The sequence below is a fragment of the Kitasatospora sp. NPDC048662 genome (assembly GCF_055587065.1).
Window position 1 is genome coordinate 17637 of record NZ_JBVJHA010000020.1, and the last position, 22233, is coordinate 39869.

Sequence of the window (22233 nt, forward strand, 5' to 3'; positions counted from 1 at the left end):
CCGGCCGCCAGGGTCTGTCCGGCCGGTCCTGCCGGGCGCGCGACGCCGGATCATCCCGCTGGACCGACCGGACAGACCCTAGGCGCATTCGCCGGGCCGGGTGCTCAGCCGGTCAGGCCGGGCGCGGCCCGCCCCGCCGCCAGGTGCGCCCGGCCGGCCTCCGCCCAGAGCCGGGCGGGCGGACCCATCCGGGTGGCCTCCAGCGAGGCCAGGCGGTACGCGGTCGCGGCGGTCGAGTGCGCCAGCATGCCGCGTGCGCCGTGCAGTTGGATGCACAGCCGGGTGGCCGTGAGGGCGTGTTCGGCCGCCGCGGCCAGCGCCTGCGCGGCCTCGCCGGTGCACGGCTCGCCCAGGTCGTGCCGCCAGGCGGCCTCGTGCACGAGCAGCCGCCACCCGTCCGCCAGGCCCACCAGCCGGGCCAGTCGGTGCGCCACCGTCTGCAGCTCGACCAGCGGGCGGCCGAACTGCGTCCGGCGGTTCACATGGGTGCGGGTGGCCGCCACCGCCCGGTCGGCCAGGCCGAGCAGGACGGCGGCCTGCCGGATGCGGGCCGCGTCCAGCTCGGAGCGGAGCAGCTCGTCCGGCACCTCGATCTCGGTGGCCCGGGTGCCGGCGAACCGCACCGTCCGGCCCGGAACGCCCAACAGGCTTCCGTCGCCGGCCGGTTCGTCCGCCGGGTCGGGCCGCACAACGTACCAGCGCGGGACGCCGCCGGGGGCCGTCGCGCGGACCACCGCCAGCGCCGGCTCGCCGGACGGCAGCGGCCCGCTCTCCCCCCACAGCCCGCCCGCCTGGTCGGCCCGCAGGGTGGGCCGGTCGTGCACCCCGATGGTCACCACGTGCGCGGCGCCCTTGAGCACCTGTTCCAGCAGGCCGTCGGGCAGCTGCTCGGCAGTCAGCAGGCCGAGCGCGAACAGGGTCTCCCGCCCGGCCGGGAGCGGCTGGAGGTGGTGGCCGAGCCGCAGGTTGACGACCACGTCGGCGCCCAGCCCGAGGCCGTACCCGCCGAGCCGGGCCGGCAGGCTCAGCTCGGGCACGCCGATGGCGGCCAGCTCGGCGTACGGGTCGCCGGTGCGGCTGAGCGCGGCGTCCACGGCCTCGGCCAGTCGGCGCTGGACCGGATCCGTCCGAAGATCCATCAGTTGCCCCCCGTCTCCACGTCCTCGAGCAGCCGGGCACCGGTCACGATGTCCAGCAGAACCTCCGACGCGCCGCCGGAGATGGTCATCCCCGGGGCCTCCCGGTACGCGGCCTCCAGGACACCCTCGTCCCGGCCTGGGTCCAGCAGCGGTACCCCGATCACCTCCAGCGACCACCAGGAGATCGCCTGCGCGGTCTCACTGCAGTGCCACTTCGACATTGACGCGCGGGCGATGTCCGGCCGGTCCTCCTGGAGCTGCTGCATCGCCCGGCAGGTGAGCAGCCGGCCGGCGTCCAGCCGGGCCCGGTGCCGGGCCAGGTCGGCCAGCTCGGTGGAGTCGGGCTCGCGGCCGGCGTCGGTGAGGCGCTCGGCCGTCAGGTCGAGCCAGTGCCGGGCGCGGGCGTAGTAGTCGAGCCCGCTGCGCTCGGCGGCGAACATCCGGGTGATCAGCGACCAGCCCGCGCCCGGCGCACCGAGGAGTGCCTCCGGGCCGACCCGGACCTGGTCCAGGGTGACGTCGTTGAACTGTTCGCCGGCCAGGGCGGGCATCGGCCGCACCGTCACCCCCGGCGCGTCCAGCGGCACCAGGAACAGCGTGAGGCCCTCGTAGCGGTTGAGTTCGTCGTCGGTACGCACCACGCACAGCGCCAGGTCGGCGTAGCCGGTCTTCAGGTTGTACGTCTTGCGCCCGTCCAGCACCCAGCCGCCGGCCTGGTCCGGCTCCGCCCTGGCGGTGACGGACGCCAGGTCCGATCCGTGCTCGGGCTCGGTGAACAGGATGCAGGCCGCCAGCTCGCCGGAGGCGAGCCGGGGCAGCAGCTCGCGCTTCTGCTCCTCGCTGCCGGACTGCATGATGAGCGAGCCGACGATCTGCACCGATATGTAGTAGAGGCTCTGTGGCACCCCGTGCCGCACCAGCTCCTCCAGCAGGACCATCGTCTCGGTGAAGTCGCCGCCCCGGCCGCCGTGCTCCTCGGGCCAGGACGGGGCCAGCACCCCGGCCCGGCCGAGGTGGCGGTAGACCTCGCGCACGTCTCCGTCCATGCCGTCCTCGCGCGCCCGTAGTCGCTCCAGCAAACGGGCGGTATCCGCAGAGGTCAACAGGGTTTTCAGCTCTTCGCCGAAGTCAACAGCTCTCCGGGTGATGCCAAAATCCATGGCTGTGATCCTTGTCGAGACTCGATGACCGCACTACTGTGTCACACGTTGACGACCCTGGATAGCAGAGCGCGTAATTCCCGCGATTAATTCGGACGGGTGGTCTCCCGCAGAGCCGTGGATGCCGCCCGGTGGACTGGGGGGCGAAATTTGAGTCAGCAGAGCGAGTTGCTCAGAAGGCTGCGCGGCATGCCGGCGGACCGCCGGGCGGAGTTGCTTTCCCGACTGGACGGAGTCTCACCCGGCGCTCGCACCGCGCCGCTGTCGTACCGGCAGGAGCAGCTCTGGCTGTTCGACAAGGTGTCGCCCAGCAGCAGGGCGTACGGGCTGGGGTTCGCGTTCCACCTGGACGGACCGCTGGACCGGGAGGCCCTCCGGCAGGCGCTGGACGACCTGCACGAGCGGCACAGTGTGCTGCGTTCGGTCTTCCCGCACGAGCACGAGGGCGGGGTACAGGTTGTGCAACAGGCGCGACCGGCCGTACTCTCCGAAGAACCTTGCACAGAAAATGAATTGACCCATCGTCTGCACCACCTGGTGGCCACCTCGCTGGCCACCGGGTTCGACCTGAACGCCGAGCCGCCGGTGCGCTGGCGGCTGCTGCGGGTGTCGGCCGACCGGCATGTGCTGGTCCTGGTCAGTCACCACCTGGTGATGGACGCCCGCTCGGCCGGCGTGCTGCTGGACGACCTGGCCGAGGCGTACCGCGCCCGGGCGGCCGGCGAGCCGCCCCGCCACCCGGCGCCGAGCCGCCACTTCGGCGAGTACGCGAGCGCCCAGCGGGAACGGACCGGAACTCCGCAGGCCCAGCGGGACGCGGAATTCTGGCAGCGTGCGCTGGCGGCCTGGGAAAACACCGAAATATCCGCCGACCATGCCCGGCCGCGGGTACTCGACCTGACCGCGGAAGTCGTCGAGGTGGCGGCTTCCGGTGAAATTCAGGCGAACGTGAGAAAACTCGCGGAAAATCTGGACGTATCCGAACGGGATGTTCTGCTGGGTGCATTCTTCGCGCTCGTCTCCCGGCACGTTTCGGCCACCGACCTGACCATCGGCCTGCCGTACCAGGCACTCGACGGGCTGCCCTCCGGGCTGCTGGTCGGCGACTGCGGAAACCTGCTGCCGCTGCGCGTCGAGCTGGACGAGCACGCCTCCTTCGCCGACACCGTCCGCCGGGTCGCCGCCCACCGGGCCGAGGCCGAGCAGCACGGGTCCCTGCCGTTCCGGCTGATCCTCGACGGGCTGCGGCTGGAGCCCGACCCGTCCCGGCTGCCGCTGGCCCAGCTGGGCTTCCAGACCGGCGCCGAAGCGATCGGCACCGCCACCGCCGGAGCGCTGCGCCTGCGCGCGGAACAGGTCGAGACCGGCGCGAGCGCCTTCGAACTCGCCCTGGAGACCCGGTTCGACGACCGGGACCCGGCCGTCCTGGTGCGCTACGCCACCGCGCTGTACGAGCAGAGCACCGCGCGCCGGCTCGCCGAACGCTACCTGGCGCTGCTTGCCGAGGGCTGCGCCGTCCCGGACCGGCGGCTCGGCCGGCTCTCCGTCACCGCCGAGGAGGAACGCGAGCGGATCCTCGCGGAGTGGAACGCGCCGATCGGACACCGGCCGCCCGAACTGCTGCACCGGCGCTTCGCCGAGGTCGCCGCCGCCCACCCCGACCGGATCGCGCTGGCCGCCCGCGGCGGCGAGATCAGCTACCGGGAGCTGGACCACCGCACCAGCCGGCTGGCCCACCATCTCGTCGCACAGGGTGTCCGCCCCGGCGAATGCGTCCCGGTGCTGCTGCCGCGCGGCCCGGCCGCAGTGGAGGCGGTCCTCGCCGTACTGAAGGCCGGCGCCGCCTACGTGCCGATCGACAGCGGCCAGCCCGCCGACCGGGTCCGCACCGTGCTCGCCGACTGCGGCGCCCGCACCGTGCTCGCCGACCCGCAGGCCGAACAGCTGAGCGGACTGCCCGGCCTCACCGTGATACCGGTGGACACCGACACCACGGGGCTGCCGGACACCCCGCCGGAGATCGACCTGGCGCCCGAGTCCCTGGCGTACGTGATCTACACCTCCGGCTCCACCGGCCGCCCCAAGGGCGTCCTGATCGAGCACCGCAACGCCACCGGCTTCATCCGCAACGTCCAGGAGATGTTCGGCCTCGGCCCCGAGGACCGGGTCCTGCAGTTCGCCTCCGTGGGCTTCGACGTGTCGGTGTTCGAGATCTTCGCCGCGCTGCTGTCCGGGGCCCGGCTGTACGTGGTGGACGACGAGGAACGGTCCTCGCTGGACACCGTCGACCGGCTGATGACCGAGCAGCGGATCACCGTGATCGACCTGCCGCCGGCCATCATGGAACTGCTCGCCCCCGAACGCTACGCCGACCTGCGGGTCGCCTTCGTCGGCGGCGAGGCGTTCTCCGGCGAGCTGACCACCCGCTGGGCCCGGCACTGCGCCTTCACCAACGGCTACGGCCCGACCGAGACCACGGTGACGGTGGTGGCCAAGCAGTGCGAGGGCCACTGGACCGGCTCGCCCCCGATGGGCCGGGCCATGACCAACCACCGCGCGTACGTCCTCGACGCCGAGCTGGGGCTGCTCCCGGCCGGAGCGGTCGGCGAACTGGCGGTGGCCGGCCTCGGCGTGGCCCGCGGCTACCTCGGCCGCCCCGACCTGACCGCCGAACGGTTCCGGCCCGACCCGTACGGGCCGCCCGGCTCCCGGATGTACCTGACCGGAGACCTGGCCGGCTGGCGCGCGGACGGCGACCTGGTCTTCCGCGGCCGGGCCGACCGGCAGGTCAAGGTCCGCGGGGTGCGGATCGAACTGGGCGACGTGGAAGCGGCGATCCAGTCGCTGCCCGAGGTGGCGAGGGCGGTCGCCGACGTCGCGGTCGACCCGCACCGAGGCACCCTGCTGGTCGCCTACGTGGTCGCCGCCGAAGGCGCCGACCTGAAGCTGGACGCCGTCCGCTCGGCGCTGGGCCACCGGCTGCCCCCGACCATGGTGCCCAGCGTGCTGGTCCCGGTCGACGAGGTGCCGCTCACCCGCAGCGGCAAGGTGGACCGGCGGGCACTGCCCGCGGTCGAGTTCGACGCACCGGACCTCCTCGGCACCGACGACCTCGCCGACGCCACCGCGACCGAACGCACCGTCGCCACCGAGGTGTTCGGCCCGCTGCTGGGCGCCCGGGTCGGCAAGCACGTCAACTTCTTCGCGCTCGGCGGCACCAGCCTCCAGGCGATCCGGATCGCCCCCCGGGTGAAGGCCGTCTTCGGCGTGGAGATCCCGATCTCCGAGTTCTTCGCCGCACCGACCGCCGCGGGGCTGGCCCGGATCATCGACGAGACACTCGCCCGGGAGGCCGAGCGCCGCGAACTGCTGGCCGCCGCCCTCGACCTGGTCGAGGGACTCGGCGACGAGGAGATCGCCGACCTGTCCCGCTCCCGGTTCGGGGACGAGTGATGGCGGGCGCCGTGTTCACCGCGGAGTCGCCGTGGATCCGGCGGGCCGCCCGGCCCGCCCCCTCGGTCCGGCTGATCTGCCTGCCCTACGCCGGCGGCGGCGCCTCGGTCTACCGGGACTGGCCCGAACTGCTGCCGCCGTCCGTCGAGGTCCTCGCCGTCCAACTGCCCGGCCGCGAGGACCGCTCCGCCGAGGACCCGCCGGCCGGCCTCAACCCACTGGTCCGGGCCGCCGCCATCGCCCTGCGGCCGTTCTGCACCGACGAGTTCGTCCTCTACGGGCACTGCGCCGGCGGACTGCTGGCCTACGAACTGGCCCGCGAGCTCGGGCAGCGGCACGGCATCCGGCCGCGCCGGGTGATCGCCGCCGCCCAGCCCGCCCCGCAGTCCCCACCGCCCGCCCGCCCGCTGCACACCCTGCCGGACGCCGAACTCCTCGACACCGTCCGGGAACGCGGCGGACTGCCCGACGCGGTGCTGGCCAACCCGGCCATGGTGGAGTTCCTGCTGCCGCTGCTGCGCGCCGACTTCGCGCTCTGGGAGCAGTACCGGCACCGGCCCGGCGACCCGCTGCCCTGCCCCGTCACCACCCTGCGCGGCACCGAGGACACCGTGGTCGACCGCGCCGACCTGGCCGGCTGGGAGTCCTGCACCACCGCCGGACACAGCCACCACGAGGTGGACGGGGGCCACTACTTCGTCAACCGCCCGACCGAACGGACCCTCCAGGTGCTCGCCCGCACCGTGCTGACCGACTGAAAGGGCCCACCATGGCGTACCCCGCCGAGCCACCGCGGCCGACCGGCCCCGACCTGGCGGAACTCGGGCGGCTGGCCGCTGCCGTGCCCGGCGTCCGGGAAGCGGCGGCCGTCGCCGACCGCCGACTGCGCGCCGCACCCGCCGACCGGACCGCCGAATCACCGTCCCCGGTCCGGCCGCCCGCCGCCCGGCCGATCCCCGGCGACCGGCCCGCCCTCAGCACCGGCGGGCCCCTCGCGCTCCCGCCGGACGCACCCACCACCCTCACCGCGGCGCTGATCCGGGCCGCCGAGACGGCGCCGCAACGCGGCACGCTCTTCCTGCTGCCCGACGGCAGCACCGACCGGCAGAGCTACGCCGCCCTGCTGCACGAGGCCCGCTGCCTGCTGACCGGCCTGCGGCAGCGCGGACTGCAACCCGGCGAGGCCGTGCTGCTGCACTGCGCCGACAGCCGGGCCTTCCTCACCGGCTTCTGGGCCTGCGTACTCGGCGGACTGGTCCCCACCCCGGTCGGGCCCGCACCCGACTACACCGCCGAGAACGCCGTCACCCGCCGGCTGCGCTCGGCCTGGGAACTGCTGGAGCGGCCGCTGATCCTCACCGACGACGCCCTGCGCGACCCGACCGCCGGCCTCGCCGGGCTCTGGGGCACCGCCGACGGCCCCCGGGTCGCCTCGGTGCGCGAACTGACCGCCGCCGACCCCGCGGACCCGCTGCCCGACGACCCGGACCGCCCGGCCCTGCACCTGCTCACCTCGGGCTCCACCGGAGCGCCCAAGTGCGTCCGGCACGCCCACCGGTCGATCACCGCCCGCAGCCACGCCGTGATCGCCGCCAACGGCTTCACCGAGCACGAGGTGACACTCAACTTCATGCCGCTCGACCACGTCGGCGGCATCGTCATGTCCAACGTCCGGGACGTCTTCCTGCGCTGCGAACACGTCAACGCCCGCACCGAGGACTTCGTCCGGCGGCCGGTCGCCCTGCTCGACTGGATCGACCGCTACCGGATCACCAACACCTGGGCCCCCAACTTCGCGTTCGCACTGGTCAACAAGCACGCGGAGGAGATCGCCGCAGGCCACTGGGACCTCTCCACCGCCCGCCACCTGTGCAACGCCGGCGAGGCAGTGGTGGCCCGCACCGCGCGGCGCTTCCTCCAGCAGCTCGCACCGCACGGCCTGCCCACCGACGCGATGGTGCCCTGCTGGGGCATGTCCGAGACCTCCTCCGGCGTCACCTACTCGGTGCTGCACGCCGAGGACCCCGCCGTCGGCACCGTCTCGCTCGACCCCGACACCCTCGACGGGCAGCTCGGCGCCGTCCCCTACGGCACGCCCAGGTCGGTGGCGCTGACCGAGGTCGGCCCGCCGATCCCCGGAGTGGCACTGCGGATCGTCGACGAAAAGGGCGCGCTGCTCCCCGAGGGACGGATCGGCCGACTCCACGTGGGCGGCGACACCCTGCTGCGCGAGTACTACCGCAACCCCGCCGCCAACGCGGCGAGCTTCGCTGCGGACGGCTGGTTCGACACCGGCGACCTCGGCTTCCTGCGCGACGGACGGCTCACCCTGACCGGGCGCGAGAAGGACATGGTGATCGTCAACGGGGCCAACTACCCGGTCTCCGACGCCGAGGCCGTGATCGAGCAGGTACCCGGGGTGCGGCCCGCCTGCGCCGCGGTCTGCGGAATCCACGACGAGGAGGCGGGCACCGACGCGGTGCTGGTGTTCTTCGTCCCCGCCGAGGAGGCCGCCGGCGACCTGGACGGCGCCGTCGCCGCCGTGCGCACCGCGCTCGCCCGCGAACTGGCGCTGCGCCCGGCGGCGGTGGTGCCCGTCAGCGCCGAGGAGTTCCCGCGCACCGCCAGCGGGAAGATCCAGCGCGGGCAGCTCGCCGAGCAGTACCTCGCCGGACGCTTCGCCGACCGGCAGTACGACCGGCAGCACGGCCGGGGACCGGAAACCGCCGAAGGCCCGCAGCAGGCCGGCCCCGGCCGGGTCCTGGAACGCGTCTGGGAGACGCTCGGCCCGGCCCGCGACACCGAGCCCGGCCGGGGCCCGGTCCTGCTGCTCGCCAGGCCCGGCAGCGCACTGCCCGCCGCACTCGCCGCCCTGCTGCCGGCCGGCGAGCTGCACACCGTCACCCTCCCCGGCACCGAAGCCGGCTTCGAGCCGGAACTCGCCCGCCTCGCCGCCCTCGGCCCCGACCCCCGGGTGATCTGTGCCTGGGAAGCCGAGTCCGGGCCCGAGCCCGACCCCGCCGCGCGCTCCGTCCGGCTGCTGGACACCCTCGCGGCCCTCGCCCGGACCCTGCCCGCCGCCGAGGTCACCGTGCTCACCCGGGGAGCGCTCGGCGTCCACGCCGAGGACCCCGTCGACCCGGGCAGCGCCGCACTCGCCGGCCTGGTGCGCACCGCGGCGGCCGAGGGCACGGTCGGCGCGATCCGGCTGGTCGACCTGGCGCCCGCGGCCGACGCCGAGGAAGCGGCCCGGTCCGCGCTGGCCGGCCACCCGGCCGACCTGGTGGCCGTCCGGGACGCCGTCGCCCACACCCCACGGCTACGGCTGGCCGACCTCCCCGACACCCGGTCGGTGCCGCCGCAGGCGCTGCGGCCCGGCGGCCGCTGCCTGCTCGCGGGCGGGCTCGGCGGAATCGGCCGGCACGTCGCCGAGTACCTGCTCGCCGCGCTCGGCGCGCGGCTGCTGATCACCGGCCGCACCCCCGAGGACCGGCTCGCCGCAGAACCGGCCGCCGTCCTGGCCGACCTGCGGACCCTCGGCGAGGTGCGCTACGCGGCCGCCGACATCGGCGACCCGGAGGCCCTCGGCCGGGCCGTCACCGAGGCCGAGGCCGACTGGGGCCGCCCGCTGGACCTGGTGGTGCACACCGCCGGCGCGTCCGTCACCCCGCAGTGGCAGGACCTGTCCGGCCACGAGCTGCGCCGGGAGAACCCGCAGTGGCTGCGCGGGATGCTGCACGCGAAACTGGCCGGCGGCGCCGCCCTGGAACAACTGCTCGCCACCCGACCGGACACCGGTGTGGTGCTGTTCTCCTCGGTCAACGGACTGCTCGGCGGCAGCACCTACGGGGCCTACTCGGCCGCCAGCGCGGCCCTGGACGGCTACGCCCACCGCTGGGCGTCCGACGGCCGGTACGTCCGCTGCCTGGCCTGGAGCATGTGGGCGGAGACCGGCATGAACGCGGGCAGCCCGCTGGTCGCCGCCGCCGAGCGGCGCGGACTGCTGACCGTCGATCCGTCCGACGGGCTGGCCCTGCTGCTTGGCGCGCTCAACCAGCCGCTGCCGTACCTGGTGCTCGGGGTCGATCCGGCCAACGCGCACCTGAAGGCGCAGCTGGCGGACGACCAGTTCGCGGGCAGCAGCACGGTGGTCGCCGTGGTGCCGGAGGCCACGGCCGAGCCGGCCGAGGTCCGGCGAGCGGTGGCGGCGGCGCTGGCCGGTCACGGCCGGCTGGTGCAGGTACTGGTGACACCGCGGATCGCCCGGGACGCCGCCGGCGCACCCGACCCCGCGCAGATCCTGGCCGGGCGGGACGGCGACCGGGCCGCCGCCCGCTACAGCGAACCCGAGGGCGAGACCGAGCAGGCCGTGGCCCGGGCCTTCGCCACCCACCTCGGCCACCGCCGGGTCGGCCGGGAGGACTCGCTGTTCACGCTCGGCGGCGACTCCATCCAGGTGCTCCAGGTCGCCGGCAGCCTGAGCGACCGCTTCGGCCACGAGCTGCCGGTGCCGCTGCTGTACCGGAACCCGACGGTGCGCGAACTCGCGGCGGCGATCGACGCGGCCGGTCGCGGCTGACCGTCCCTGGGCCCGCGCCACCCTGCGCGGGCCCCGAGACGGCGGCGGGTACCGAGACGACGGCTGGCGCCGATGCGGCGGCGGGCGTCGGCAGGACGGCTGGCGCCGATATGACGGCGGGCTCCGGCAGGGCGGCGGGCCCCGGCGCGGCGGCTGGTGCCGTCGTGAGGGCGGGTGCCGAGACGACGGCTGGCGCCGAGACGACGGCCGGCTCCGGCAGGACGGCGGGCCCCGGCACGGCGGCGGGTGCCGACGTGAGGGCGGGTGCCGATATGACGGCGGGTGCCGACGATACGACGGTGGGCCTCGGCAGGACGGCTGGCGTCGATGTGAGGGCGGGTGCCGATATGACGGCGGGCCCCGGCATGAGGGCGGACCCCGGCACGAGGTGGGTGCCGACATGAGGGCGGGCCCCGGTATGGCGGCGGGTGCTGACATGACGGCGGGCCCGGTACGCGGCGGGTGCCGATGGGCGAGGCCTCGGCAGGACGGCTGGCGCCGACGTGAGGGCGGGTGCCGGTATGGCGGTGGGCCCCGGCATGAGGGCGGACCATGGCACGAGGTGGGTGCCGATATGAGGGCGGGCCCCGGTATGGCGGCGGGTGCTGACATGACGGCGGGCCCGGTGTGCGGTGGGTGCCGATGGGTGGGCCCCGGTGCGGCGGCGGGCGCCAGCACGACTGCGGGCCGGGGCGGTGATCCGTCCCGGCCCGCAGTCGGGTTCGTCAGCCCAGCGCCGCGACCGCGTTCAGCACCTCGGCTGCCACCTCGTTCCGGTGATCGGTCAGGAAGAAGTGCCCGCCCGGCCGGACCGACAGCTCGAAGCGGTTCTCGGTCATCGCCCCCCAGCCCCGCATGTCCGCCGGCGTGACCTCGGGATCGCGGGATCCGCACCAGGCCCGCACCGGGCAGGAGAGTGCCGGGCCCGGGCTGTATCGGTAGCCCTCGATCATCGCGAAGTCGGCCCGCATCATCGGGATCAGCACATCCAGCAGCTCCTCATGGGCCAGCACCTCGTCCGGCGCGGCACCGTACTCCCGCAGCATCTCGACGAACTCGCCGCGGGGGAGCGTGGAGACCGGTGAGAGCGGACGCGTCAGCACGGGCGACGGCCGTCCACTGACCGTCAGGAACTCCGCCGGGCGGCCCAGCCGCTCCAACCTGCGGGCCACCTCGAAGGCGGTGATCGCCCCCATGCTGTGGCCGAGCAGCAGGATCCGGTTGCCCGAGCCGGCGATCAGCGCCGCCACCTCCTCGGCCATCGCGGTGATGCTCTCCGCGCCCGGCTCGGACATCCGCGCGCCCCGCCCGGGCGGCTGCACCGGGACGAGCTCGACCACGTCACCGGCGAAGGCGGCCGCCCACGAGGCGTAGTAGGCGGCGGTGCCGCCGGCGAACGGGAAGCAGAAGAGGCTGAACTCGGCCCGGGCCGAGCGGAAGCGGTCGTCGAACCAGGACCCGGCCCGCGCCCGGGCGGGGGAAGCCGTCACGTGCCCGCCCCCGCCAGCTTCCGGTCGGTCAGGCCGGCCCGCGGGGTCAGCCGGACCGGCATGTTCTTGTAGCCCGCCACGAAGTTCGACGCCAGGTGCCGGACCTCGCCGGCCGGCTCCACCGCCTCCACCAGCTCCAGCAGCTCGTCCAGCAGCAGCTGAAGGCCCAGGGTGGCCAGGCCCGAGCCGATGCAGTAGTGCGGCCCCACCCCGAAGGCCAGGTGCTTGTTGTTCTGGCGGGTCCCGTCGAACTCGTACGGCCGCTCGAAGACCCGCTCGTCCCGGTTGGCCGAACCCAGCCAGACGCTGACCGGCTCGCCCGCGCGCACGGTCTTCCCGTGCAGTTCCACGTCCCGGACGGCGTAGCGCATGAAGTGGCTGGCCGGGGACGCCCAGCGCAGCGCCTCCTGGAGCAGCGGCCGGCGCAGCTCCGGGTCCGCGCGGGCCGCCCGGTACTGCTCCGGGTGGTGCGCCATCATCCGCACCATCGTCGCGGCCACGTGCGGGGTGGTGACGTTGGCGCCGAGCAGCAGGGCGTAGCAGTTGAGGATCAGCTGGCGCTCGGTCAGCTGTTCGCCGTCCACGTCCATCGCGCGCAGCACGCCGATCACGTCCGTCGCCTCCGTGCCGCCGGCGGCGCGGCTGCGCACCTCGGTCCGGAAGAAGTCGAACAGCTCGTGGTGGGCCAGGCGCAGCGTCGTTTTCGCGTCGCCGACCGCGTAGTCGGGATCGTCGTAGGCCACGGTCATCGTGGTCAGCTCGGACATCCGCCGCCAGTGCTCGCTGGGCAGGCCCATCAGCGTCCCGGTGAAGGCCATCGGGAACAGCAGTGCCGCCTGGGCGATGTCGAAGACCTCACCGTCCAGGGCCGGCCGCAGCAGGTCCCGGACGATGCGGCGCAGCGCGCCCTCCTGGGCCGCGATCGCCCGCGGGGTGAGCGCCCGGTTCACCGGCTCGCGCAGCTGGCGGTGCCGGGGCGGGTCGGTGTCCGGCATCATCTCGTCCGACGCGAAGTCGGGCATGCTCAGATCGACGATGCACAGCATGGTGCCGCGCCGCGAGGAGAAGGACTCGTGCTCGCGCAGCACCCGGGAGACGTCCTCGTACCGGGTCAGCACCCAGAACGGCTCGCGCCCGTCGGCGGGGTCGCAGTAGTACGCGGGGTCGCTCTCGCGCAGCTGCGCCCAGAGCGCGTGCGGGTCGGCGGTGGCGTACCAGGCCGAGTCCAGGAGGTCGGCGTCCTTGAAGTCCACCGGTGCGAACGGCGGCCGGGTGATCCGCATGTCAGGCTCCTTGGTCGGGTCGCGCGAGCAGGGCGTCCACCTCACGGGCGAGGTCGGCCACGGCGGTCGCCCGGTACAGGACCCGGGGCGGCAGCCGGATCCCGAGCTCGGCGTCGATGGCGTCGAGCAGTTCCATCGCCGTCAGCGAATTGCCGCCCAGGACGAAGAAGTCGTCGTCGCCGGACACCCGGTCGACGTCCAGCACCTGCCCGTACAGCCGGGCTATCCGTGCGCTGGTTCCCTCCGGCATTGCTCCCCCTTCAAATGTGCGGTTGTCTCGGAGTGCGGTTGTCTCAGGACGGGCGGTTGTCGAGGACCCGAAGGGCGGCCCGGCGGACCGCCTCGGCGCTGACGCCGGCCTCGGCGAGGGCGTCCCGGTGGCTGCGGACCACCCGGCCCACCGGCCCGCGCACGGCGACCCGCAGGTGCGGTGCCGGGCAGTGGGCCCCGAGCACCTCGGCGACCGCGTCGCCGAGCCCGCCGTGCGGGCGGTGCTCCTCGATGGTCACCAGCCCGCCGGTGGTGCGGGCGGCGTCCGTCACGGCGGCCTCGTCCAGCGGGTCGAGGGTGTGGATCTGCACCACCCGGCAGTCCACCCGGTCGGCCTGCAGCGCGCTCGCCGCCTCCTGCGCCAGCAGGACCGGCAGCGGGCCGGCCGCGAGCAGCGTCACGTCCGTGCCGGGCCGCAGCGTCACCGCCCGGCCCAGCTCGAAAGCGGGCGGCCCGGCGTGCACCGGCGCGGTCGCGGAGCGGCCGAGGCGGAGATAGGACGGGCCGGGCAGGCCGTGCAGCGCGCCGACGGCCGGGCCGATCTCGGCGGCGTCGGCGGGCACCACGATGGTCAGGTCCATCAGTGCCCGCGCCACCGCGAGGTCCTCCAGGCCGTAGTGGGTGGTGCCGAAGTGGGTGGCCGACAGGCCCGCATGGGTCGCCACCACCCGGACCGGCAGGCCGTTGCCGACGATGTCCAGCTTCAGTTGCTCGGCCGCGCGCAGGGTGGCGAAGCACGCCATGGTGTGCACGTAGGGCCGCAGGCCGCGGGCCGCCAGACCGGCGGCGATGCCGAACATGTTGGCCTCGGCGATGCCGATGTTGAGGTAGCGCTCCGGGAACCGGGCGCCGAAGGAGTTCTCCAGGCCGCCGGTGTCGGAGTCCAGGCACACGATCCGCTCGTCCTCGGCGGCCAGGGAGAGCAGCGCCTCCCGGTACGCCTCCCGGGGAGCGCGGGTGTCGGCCGGGCTGCTCATGCGGGCCTCCGGGCGTCCAGCGCGGCCAGCGCGCGCTTCAGCAGCTCCGGCCGGAGCGTGACGTAGTGGCTCGACGTGCGGCCTTGGAGGAAGGGCACGCCCTTGCCCTTGACGGTCCGGGCGAGCACTATCACCGGGCGGTCGGCCGGCGTGGTCAGGGCGGTCCGCAGGGTGTCCAGGTCGTGGCCGTCCACCGGCCGCACCTCCCAGCCGAAGGCCTCGAAGCGGGCGTCCAGCGGCTCCAGCCCGACGGTGTCCTCGGTGTCGCCGGTCAGCTGGAGGCCGTTGCGGTCCACCACCGCGACCAGGCCGGGCGGGCGGCGGTGTCCGGCGTACATCGCCGCCTCCCACACCGAGCCCTCCTGGAGTTCACCGTCGCCGAGCAGCACGTACACCCGGCCGTCGCCGCCGGTGAGCTGCTCGGCCAGGGCCAGCCCGATGCCCAGGCTCAGCCCGTGCCCGAGCGAGCCGGTCGGGAACTCCACGCCCGGCAGGCCGCGCGGCGGGTGCCCGAACAGCCGGCTGCCGGGGGTGGCGTAGTGGGCCAGTTCGGCCCGGTCGATCCGGCCGGTGGCGGCCAGCGCGGCGTACAGGGCGGGCGCGGCGTGGCCCTTGCCGAGCACGAAGGCGTCCCGCTCGCCGAGCACCTCGCCGTACAGCACGGCCAGCACGTCGGCGCAGGACAGGCTTCCGCCCAGGTGCGCCCCCTGCGGGCCGGCCGCCATTTCGACGATGTCGCGGCGCAGTTGACGGGCCAGTTCCGCCGCGGCGTTCACCGGGCCTCCCCGGCCAGCGCCCGGCGCCAGTCGTCCGAGGGCTGGGCGCGGACCATGTCACGGATCACCGGCAGGTGCTCCCAGACCTTCTCGAAGCCGCGCGCGTAGGCCTGGAGCACCGGCCCGGCGGCCGGGTTGAGCTGGCGGCGCTGCAAGCAGAGGGTGCCGTCCACGGTGGCGCCGGCCACCGGGAAGCGCTCGGCGATCTCGTCCACGCTCAGCCCGGCCGGCCGGAAGGCCGGGTGGGCCGGAAGCGGCGCGACCTGGTACTGCGACAGCGGCACGCCCTCGGCGCGCAGCGCCCGGTGCAGCACCCGCCGGACGGCGGCGGGCGCGACGCCGGGCAGGCCGAGCTCCGCCGGGACCAGACGCAGCCGCAGGATGTGCCAGGCGTGGGTCCGGTCGGCCGGCACCACCGGCACCCGCAGGCCCGGCAGTTCGGCCAGCCGGCCCAGGAACGCGCCGACCACCCGGTCGCGTTCCTTGGTCTGCTCCGGCAGCCGCTCCAGCTGGCAGCGGGTGAACGCGGCCTGCACCGGGCCGAGCCGGGCGTTGCCGCCGGGCCCGTGGGCGATGTAGCTGCGGGTGCGCACCGGCGGACGCTCGCCGAAGTTCCGCAGGGCCAGTGCGGCCCGGTGCACCTCGTCCGAGTCGGTGGTGATCAGGCCGCCCTCGCCGCAGGTGGGCAGGTTCTTGCTGGGGTGCAGGCTGAAGCAGCCGGCCAGGCCGAGCGCTCCGGCCGCCCGGCCGCGGTAGCTCGCGCCGTGTGCCTGGGCGGCGTCCTCGACGACCGCCAGGCCGGGTGCGGCGGAGCGCAGCGCGTCCAGGTCGGCCGGAAGGCCGTGCAGGTGGACGGGGAGCAGGGCCGTGGTGCGTGCGGTGAGTGCCTCCGGCACCCGGGTCGGGTCGAGGGTGTAGGTGTCGGGGTCGATGTCGGCGAAGACCGGTTCGGCGCCGCACTGGCGGACGGCGTGCGCGGTGGCGTTCATGGTCAGGGCCGGCACCACCACCCGGTCGCCGGGGCGGACGCCGGCCGCGGCCAGCGCGACCTGCAGCGCCGCGGTGCCCGAGCCCACCGCGACGCAGTGCGCCACGCCCGCGTACTCGGCCCACTCGCGTTCCAGGGCCACGATCTCGGGCTCGCCCGCGGCGGTCGCGGTGAGCCGGCCACTGCGCAGCACCCGCAGCACGGCCGCCTCCTCCGCCTCCGTGACGACCGGCCAGTCGGTGGCGGCGGGGTCGGTGGAGCCGGCGGGTACGGCGGGGGTCCCGCCCAGCATCGCGAGGCGGCTCATCGCGCCTCCTGGACGACGCTCTCCAGCCGTTGCAGGCTCTGCTCCCAGTGCACCAGCAGCTTCCTTCCCTGGTCGATGACGTGTGTGGTGCTCGGTCCGGCGCCGAGCGCCGCGTGGGCGGCGCTGACGCGCAGTCCGGTCCAGCTGTGGGCGACCAGGTCCACCCAGCGGGCGGCCTCGGCCAGGTCGGGCCGCTCCAGCCGGGCGGCGGCGTCGGCCAGGAAGGTGGCGTGCAGCGCGGCCTCCGCCTGGGCGGGCCAGCCGAGCACGTAGTACTCCTGGAGCGCGGACGGCCCGAACTCCGCCGCGCGCTTGGGCAGTTCGTTCAGCATCCGGTCGAGGGCCGCCGGGCCGGAGCGGTCGCCGGGGGCCCGCATGGCGGCCAGGTTCTCCCGCAGCGTGTGCTCCACCCATGCTTCGGTGAGCTCGGGTTGGGGGCCGGTGGGGCGCACCTCCAGCCAGCGCAGCGCCGGGGAGCTGCCCGCGAAGAACGGGTCGCTCTCGTCGTCCACGGCCAGGGCCTGCCGGGCCAGTTCGAGGACCGCCCGGGGCAGCTCGCCACGGTAGGCGGGCGGCATCGGGTCGGCGATCCGGTAGACCTCGCGCCGCGGGTCGTAGCCGGTGACCACCAGCAGGTGGGCGGCGTGCACGTCGTGGTACGCGGGCCGGAACGGCAGGTGGTAGTTGTTCACCGCGACGATCGGCAGGATGCCGTCGGCCAGCGCGTCCAGCACCGCCCGGTGCGCGGACGCGGCGTCGGCGGGCCGGTGCCAGCGGAGCTCGACCGGGTGGTAGAGGCAGAACTGCTCGCCGAGCCGTTCGCCGGCCGGATGGTAGTACTCGACCGACTCGACCGGCCCGGTGGGCGCGGTGAAACGCCAGCCGGAGGCCAGTGCGCGGACGGGGTCCCAGCCGGCCGACATCAGGACGTAGCCGATGTCCATCTGCAGGCAGCTGCACAGATCGTCGTACCAGGGGACCAGGGAACCCGGCGCGGGCGCGCTCACCGGACGGTCTCCACGGTGAGGGCGAACAGGTGCAGCGCCGGGTTGGCGGGCAGCCGCAGGGCGCGCAGCGGTGCGCGCCGGGTCACCGGGACCCGCAGTGCCCACAGCTGGCCGCCCAGGTTGCCCTGGCGGTGATGCGGATAGTGCATCGCGCCGGAGCGGGCCGCCAGCTGTTCGCCGAAGCGGGGGCGGGCGGGCCAGAAGTCGGAGACCCGGATCCACTCCGGGTCCACCGCCCCGCCGGCGTAGTGGACGTGCGCGATCTCCTCGCAGCGGCGTTCGGCGGTGGCGAGCAGGTGCAGCCAGTCCGCGGTGACCTCCGGGAGCGGCAGCAGCTGCCCCTCGCAGCGGACGTTGTCCGCTCCGGCCGGGGAGCGCCGGGGGGCGGTGAAAGGAACCCCGCCCACCGTGAATCGTTCAGCGGGGACGGTTTCCGCGGGCAAGCTGTTCCCCCAAATGTTCAGCCGGCCGTTGTGCAAAGTCTGCTCGTCGGTGAGGGCCGTATTGTTGAGAAGCGGTCCCAGGTCGACGGCCGTCATGCTGTGGGTTCGGATGGTTTCGTCCGGCAGAATTTGGCTCACTGCTTGACTCTCGTCGATTCAAGTGGAGTATCCGGCGTGCCATGGCGCTGAGCCCGGATGCTAGACGAGCCGGTCCGTGCGGCGCAAGGCTTGCCACGTGCTGGGGAGAGCCTTGACTGACTGTGGATCAGATGCTCTACTGGCGCAGTCCGTTGCACTGCACATGATCGTCAAATCACGTTTCGTTGCCGGGTGTTGGGGAACGGGACAGTTGGGGGAAGCGATATGGCCGAGTTGCTGGACAAGTGCCCGGAGTGCAGTTCCCCGGTCACTGTCGAAGACGGCGTTATGGTCGCCGAAATCATTGATTGTGCGGATTGTTCGACCGCCCTCGAGGTGGTATCCGCGAACCCCCTGATTCTTGCGCTCGCCCCGGAAATCGAAGAGGACTGGGGCGAGTAGGCAGGCCCTTCGTTCGTAAGCAGGCGTTCATTCAGGGGGGCCAGTTTGCGGTCAACGGATCCGCTCGTACTGATTGCCACGAGAATTCGCATCGAGGAACGTCAGCTGGTCGAGGCGCTGCGGCGGAGATCGATTCCGTACCTGCACGTCGACGACCGCACCCTGGTCTACCGGATCGGCGAGCCGCCGCCCGCGTGGCGGGTGGTGCTCAACCGGGCCCTGTCCGCCACCCGCAGGCTGGAGGCCAGCCGGTATTGCGAGACGGCGGGAATCCCGGTGGTCAACTCCACCGCCACCCTCGACCTGTGCGACAACAAGATCGCCTGTACCAGCGCGCTGCACCTCGCGGGCGTCGAGGTGCCGGCCACCGCGGTCGCACTCGATCCGGCGGCGGGCGCCCTCGCGGTCGAGCAGGTCGGCCTGCCCGCCGTGGTGAAGCCCGTGGTCGGCTCCTGGGGCCGGGGGATCGCCCGGGTCGACGGGCCGGACGCGGTCGATGCCGTCTTCACGCTGCGCGAGCAGCTGAGCTCGCCGGTCCAGAAGCTCGGCTACGCGCAGGAGTTCGTCCACGGCCGGGACCTGCGGGTGCTGGTCGTCGGCGGGCAGGCGGTCGCGGCGATCGAGCGCACCGGCGAGCACTGGGTGCGCAACACCGCCAGGGGCGCGCGGGCCACCGCGTGCCCGCTCGACCCCGAACTGGCCGCACTCGCCGAACGCGCCGCCAAGGCCGTGGGCGGCGGCATCCTCGGGGTGGACCTGCTGGAGACCCGGGCCGGCCGCAGGCTGGTGGTCGAGGTCAACGGCGGCGTCGAGTTCCACGGCCTGGCCGAGGCCCACCCCGGCCTCTCCATCGCCGACCTGATGATCGACTACGTGTTGGACAGGAACCCATGAAGGTGTCGGTCATCGGCGCCGCCGGCTACGTCGGCGGCGAGCTGGTACGTCTGGCCCTCGGCCACCCCGAGCTGGAGCTGGTGCAGGCGACGTCCCGTCGGCACGCCGGAAGCCCGCTCGGCGTCGTCCACCCCAACCTCCGTCACCACCGCACCCTGCGGTTCACCGAGCCCGACCGGCTGGAACCCGTCGACGTGCTGTTCACCGCCCTGCCCAAGGGCGAGAGCAGCAAGCTCGCCGCCCGGCTCGCCGACCTCGCGCCCACCCTGGTCGACCTCGGCCAGGACCACCGCGAACCGGACGGCACCGAGGGCGGCGGCTACGTCACCGGGCTGCCCGAGCTGTACCGCGCCGAACTGGCCGGCGCGACCCGGATCGCCGTCCCCGGCTGCATGGCCACGGCGGCCGCCCTCGCCCTCAAGCCACTGGCGGAGGCCGGCCTGGTGGCGGGCGACGTGGTGGTGGACGCCCGGACCGGCTCCAGCGGCGCGGGCGCGACCCCCAGCGAGGCGAGCCACCACCCGGAACGCCAGCACGCCCTGCGGGTCTACAAGGCCACCGGGCACCGGCACGAGAAGGAGATCGCCCGGCTCTGCCGCACCCGGGTCCGGATGACGGTCACCGCCCTGCCGCTGGTCCGCGGCGTCCAGGTGATCCTGCACGTCCGGCCACCGCGGCCGGTCACCCGGGCGGAGATCTGGGAGACCTACCGCCACCGGTACGACGAGGAGCCCTTCGTCCGGCTGATCGCCCGCCGCACCGGAGTCCACCGGCTGCCCGATCCGCAGTTCCTGACCGGCAGCAACTTCACCGACATCGGCTTCGACGTCGATCCCGACGGCCGGCGCGTGGTGGTCGTCGCGGCGCTCGACAACCTGGTGAAGGGCGCCGCGGGCGGAGCCGTGCAGAGCCTGAACGCCGCCGCCGGACTCGCCGAGACGACCGGGGTGGACTTCCCCGGCCTGCACCCGGTGTAACGGAGGGACGCGGACGATGGACGACATCCTGGTGGTGAAACTCGGCGGCGGCCTGCCCGCCGACCCGCTGCTGGACGAGATCGCCGAGCTGACCGCCGCCGCCACCCCGGTCGTCGTGGTGCACGGCGGCGGCGGCGAGGTGGACCGGCTGGCGGGCCAGCTCGGCCGGCCGGTGCGCACCCTCCTCTCGCCGGACGGCACCCGCAGCAGGCGCACCGACGAGGACGCGCTCGACGTGCTGGCCATGGCGCTGCTCGGCCGGGTCAAGCCCGCCCTGGTGCAGGGCCTGCGCTCGCGCGGGGTGCTGGCGGCCGGCCTGTCCGGCGCCGACGGCGGCCTGCTCACCGCCGAACGGCGGCCGGCGGTCCGCAGCGTCGAGAACGGCCGCACCCTGCTGGTCCGCGACGACCGCTCGGGCCGGATCACCGGCGCGCGCCCGGCCGTCCTGCGCGCCCTGCTCGGCGAGGGCATCGTGCCGGTGGTGTCCCCGCCGGCCGCCGACCCGAGCGGCCGACTGCTCAACGTGGACTCCGACCAGGCCGCCGCCGCGCTCGCGGGCGCGCTCGGCGCGGCCGCCCTGGTCCTGCTCACCGGCGTGCCCGGCGTGCTGCGCGACCCGGCCGACCCGGCCAGCGTGATCCCCGAGATCGACTGCGCGGCGCCCACCCTGGCCGAGGCCGGCGGCCGGATGCGGCACAAGGTGCGCGCCGCGGCCAGGGCCAGGCAGGCGGGCGTTCGGCGGGTGGTGATCGCCGCCGCGGCCGTACCTGGCCCGGTCGGCGCGGCCCTGCGCGGGAGCGGCACGGTCTTCACCACCCCGTCCGACCCGGAACGGAGACCGGCATGACCGCGCCCACCGACCAGCTCGTGGCGCTGCTGCGGGGCATGCTGTCGATCCCCTCGGTCTCCGGGCAGGAGGGCCGGCTCGCCGCCTTCCTCGCCGAACAGATGGCACGCCTGGGCATGGACACCCGGATCGACGCGGTGGGCAACGTGCACGGCGCGGCCGGCCCCCGCGACGCGCCGACCGTCCTGCTGCTCGGCCACATCGACACCGTCCCCGGCACCGTGCCGGTCTGCCGGGTCGGAGACCTGCTGTACGGCCGCGGCGCGGTCGACGCCAAGGGCCCGATGGCGGCCATGATCGCCGCGGCCGCCCGCGCCAGGACGGTCCGGGCCGTGGTGGTCGGCGCGGTCGGCGAGGAGGTGGCCGGCTCCCGGGGGGCCCGGCACGTGCTGCGCACCCTGCCCCGGCCCGACGCCGTGGTGATCGGCGAGCCGAGCGGCTGGGACGGGATCTGCCTGGGCTACAAGGGCCGGGTCGGCATCGAGTACCAGGTCAGCCGCCCGCCGATGCACACGAGCTGCCCCGAACCGACCGCGGTGGAGACCGCAGCCGCCTTCTGCGCCGAGGTCCGGGCCTACCTGCGCACGCAGTCCCGCGCCGCCGACCCGGTGGCCTTCGACGCCGCCACCGCCACCGTGGTCAGCCTGCACGGCGACCTCGGCACCGCCGAGGCCTTCCTGACCTGCCGGGTCCCCACCGGCTTCGACTTCGACGCCTTCGAGGAGCACCTGACGCGGCACAGCGCCGGCGGCCGGTTCCGCTTCGACGAACGGGTGCCCGCCGTCCGCAGACCGGCCAGCGACACCGTCGCCCGGGCGCTGCGGGCCGCGATCAAGGCACACGGCGGCGACCCGGCGCTGAAACTCAAGGCCGGCACCTCGGACATGAACGTCGTCGAGCAGTGGGGCACCCCGATGGTCGCCTACGGCCCCGGCGACGCCCACCTGGACCACACCAGCGACGAGCACATCGCCATCGCCGAACTGTGCCGCTCGGCCGCCGTACTGGACACCGCGCTGGAACGGCTCGGTGCGCTGCTGAAGCGGCCCGGTACCGGCGGCGGGCGCACCCCGGTCGCGCTGGCCACCGGATCGGCCTGAGGA

Annotated in this window: 18 protein-coding genes; 8 read left to right on the plus strand and 10 right to left on the minus strand. The window is 74.6% G+C overall.

The window, feature by feature from the left end:
* Window positions 1-104: 104 nt before the first annotated feature.
* Both ACZ6R9_RS32380 and ACZ6R9_RS32385 read right to left on the minus strand, forming a co-directional pair.
* On the minus strand, window positions 105-1139 hold the full coding sequence (locus tag ACZ6R9_RS32380; protein WP_380479027.1) for an acyl-CoA dehydrogenase family protein: 1035 nt from the start codon (window positions 1137-1139) through the stop codon (window positions 105-107).
* Window positions 1139-2185 (minus strand): acyl-CoA dehydrogenase family protein, encoded by a 1047-nt coding sequence (locus ACZ6R9_RS32385; protein WP_465542246.1) that lies wholly within the window; start codon window positions 2183-2185, stop codon window positions 1139-1141. The genes ACZ6R9_RS32380 and ACZ6R9_RS32385 overlap by 1 nt, the downstream gene beginning before the upstream one ends.
* A gap of 264 nt (window positions 2186-2449) precedes the next feature.
* Here ACZ6R9_RS32385 and ACZ6R9_RS32390 point away from each other — a divergent pair, with 264 nt between their 5' ends.
* From ACZ6R9_RS32390 to ACZ6R9_RS32400, 3 genes are read left to right on the plus strand one after another with little or no spacing between them, the layout of a single operon-like run.
* Window positions 2450-5752: a non-ribosomal peptide synthetase gene (locus ACZ6R9_RS32390; protein WP_465542248.1), complete on the plus strand. Its 3303-nt coding sequence runs from the start codon at window positions 2450-2452 to the stop codon at window positions 5750-5752.
* A complete protein-coding gene (locus tag ACZ6R9_RS32395; protein ID WP_380479022.1) occupies window positions 5752-6510 on the plus strand; it encodes a thioesterase II family protein in 759 nt (252 codons plus the stop codon). The genes ACZ6R9_RS32390 and ACZ6R9_RS32395 overlap by 1 nt, the downstream gene beginning before the upstream one ends.
* 11 nt (window positions 6511-6521) lie before the next feature.
* Window positions 6522-10331, plus strand: a complete 3810-nt coding sequence (locus ACZ6R9_RS32400; RefSeq protein WP_465542250.1) for an SDR family NAD(P)-dependent oxidoreductase — start codon at window positions 6522-6524, stop codon at window positions 10329-10331.
* A gap of 725 nt (window positions 10332-11056) precedes the next feature.
* On the opposite strand, the gene ACZ6R9_RS32405 is transcribed toward ACZ6R9_RS32400, so the two are convergent.
* The 8 genes from ACZ6R9_RS32405 to ACZ6R9_RS32440 are packed head-to-tail and all read right to left on the minus strand — an operon-like array spanning window position 11057 to window position 17836.
* Entirely contained in the window at window positions 11057-11821 is a 765-nt protein-coding gene (locus ACZ6R9_RS32405) for a thioesterase II family protein (protein ID WP_380479018.1), read from the minus strand.
* Window positions 11818-13104, minus strand: a complete 1287-nt coding sequence (locus ACZ6R9_RS32410) for a cytochrome P450 (protein WP_465542253.1) — start codon at window positions 13102-13104, stop codon at window positions 11818-11820. Before ACZ6R9_RS32410 ends, ACZ6R9_RS32405 begins: the two co-directional genes overlap by 4 nt.
* A 1-nt stretch (window position 13105) precedes the next feature.
* Window positions 13106-13354 carry a phosphopantetheine-binding protein gene (locus ACZ6R9_RS32415; RefSeq protein ID WP_380479014.1) on the minus strand — a complete coding sequence of 83 codons (249 nt, stop codon included), beginning with the start codon at window positions 13352-13354 and terminating at the stop codon, window positions 13106-13108.
* Window positions 13355-13397: 43 nt separating this feature from the next.
* Window positions 13398-14351 carry a transketolase family protein gene (locus ACZ6R9_RS32420; protein ID WP_465542255.1) on the minus strand — a complete coding sequence of 318 codons (954 nt, stop codon included), beginning with the start codon at window positions 14349-14351 and terminating at the stop codon, window positions 13398-13400.
* Complete coding sequence (locus ACZ6R9_RS32425; RefSeq protein WP_465542257.1) at window positions 14348-15127, minus strand: transketolase; 780 nt, start codon at window positions 15125-15127, stop codon at window positions 14348-14350. Before ACZ6R9_RS32425 ends, ACZ6R9_RS32420 begins: the two co-directional genes overlap by 4 nt.
* Window positions 15124-16422, minus strand: a complete 1299-nt coding sequence (locus tag ACZ6R9_RS32430; RefSeq protein WP_465542259.1) for a DegT/DnrJ/EryC1/StrS family aminotransferase — start codon at window positions 16420-16422, stop codon at window positions 15124-15126. The genes ACZ6R9_RS32425 and ACZ6R9_RS32430 overlap by 4 nt, the downstream gene beginning before the upstream one ends.
* Window positions 16419-17429: a BtrH N-terminal domain-containing protein gene (locus ACZ6R9_RS32435; protein ID WP_465542261.1), complete on the minus strand. Its 1011-nt coding sequence runs from the start codon at window positions 17427-17429 to the stop codon at window positions 16419-16421. Before ACZ6R9_RS32435 ends, ACZ6R9_RS32430 begins: the two co-directional genes overlap by 4 nt.
* Entirely contained in the window at window positions 17426-17836 is a 411-nt protein-coding gene (locus tag ACZ6R9_RS32440; protein ID WP_465542263.1) for a hypothetical protein, read from the minus strand. Before ACZ6R9_RS32440 ends, ACZ6R9_RS32435 begins: the two co-directional genes overlap by 4 nt.
* Before the next feature lie 399 nt (window positions 17837-18235).
* Here ACZ6R9_RS32440 and ACZ6R9_RS32445 point away from each other — a divergent pair, with 399 nt between their 5' ends.
* From ACZ6R9_RS32445 to ACZ6R9_RS32465, 5 genes are read left to right on the plus strand one after another with little or no spacing between them, the layout of a single operon-like run.
* Window positions 18236-18412 (plus strand): lysine biosynthesis protein LysW, encoded by a 177-nt coding sequence (locus ACZ6R9_RS32445; RefSeq protein WP_380479003.1) that lies wholly within the window; start codon window positions 18236-18238, stop codon window positions 18410-18412.
* A gap of 45 nt (window positions 18413-18457) precedes the next feature.
* Window positions 18458-19306 (plus strand): RimK family alpha-L-glutamate ligase, encoded by an 849-nt coding sequence (locus ACZ6R9_RS32450; RefSeq protein ID WP_380479001.1) that lies wholly within the window; start codon window positions 18458-18460, stop codon window positions 19304-19306.
* Window positions 19303-20283, plus strand: a complete 981-nt coding sequence (gene argC / locus ACZ6R9_RS32455) for an N-acetyl-gamma-glutamyl-phosphate reductase (protein WP_380478999.1) — start codon at window positions 19303-19305, stop codon at window positions 20281-20283. Before ACZ6R9_RS32450 ends, argC begins: the two co-directional genes overlap by 4 nt.
* 16 nt (window positions 20284-20299) lie before the next feature.
* On the plus strand, window positions 20300-21130 hold the full coding sequence (locus tag ACZ6R9_RS32460; protein WP_465542266.1) for a [LysW]-aminoadipate kinase: 831 nt from the start codon (window positions 20300-20302) through the stop codon (window positions 21128-21130).
* A complete protein-coding gene (locus ACZ6R9_RS32465; protein ID WP_380478995.1) occupies window positions 21127-22230 on the plus strand; it encodes a [LysW]-lysine hydrolase in 1104 nt (367 codons plus the stop codon). The genes ACZ6R9_RS32460 and ACZ6R9_RS32465 overlap by 4 nt, the downstream gene beginning before the upstream one ends.
* The last annotated feature ends 3 nt before the right edge of the window (window positions 22231-22233 follow it).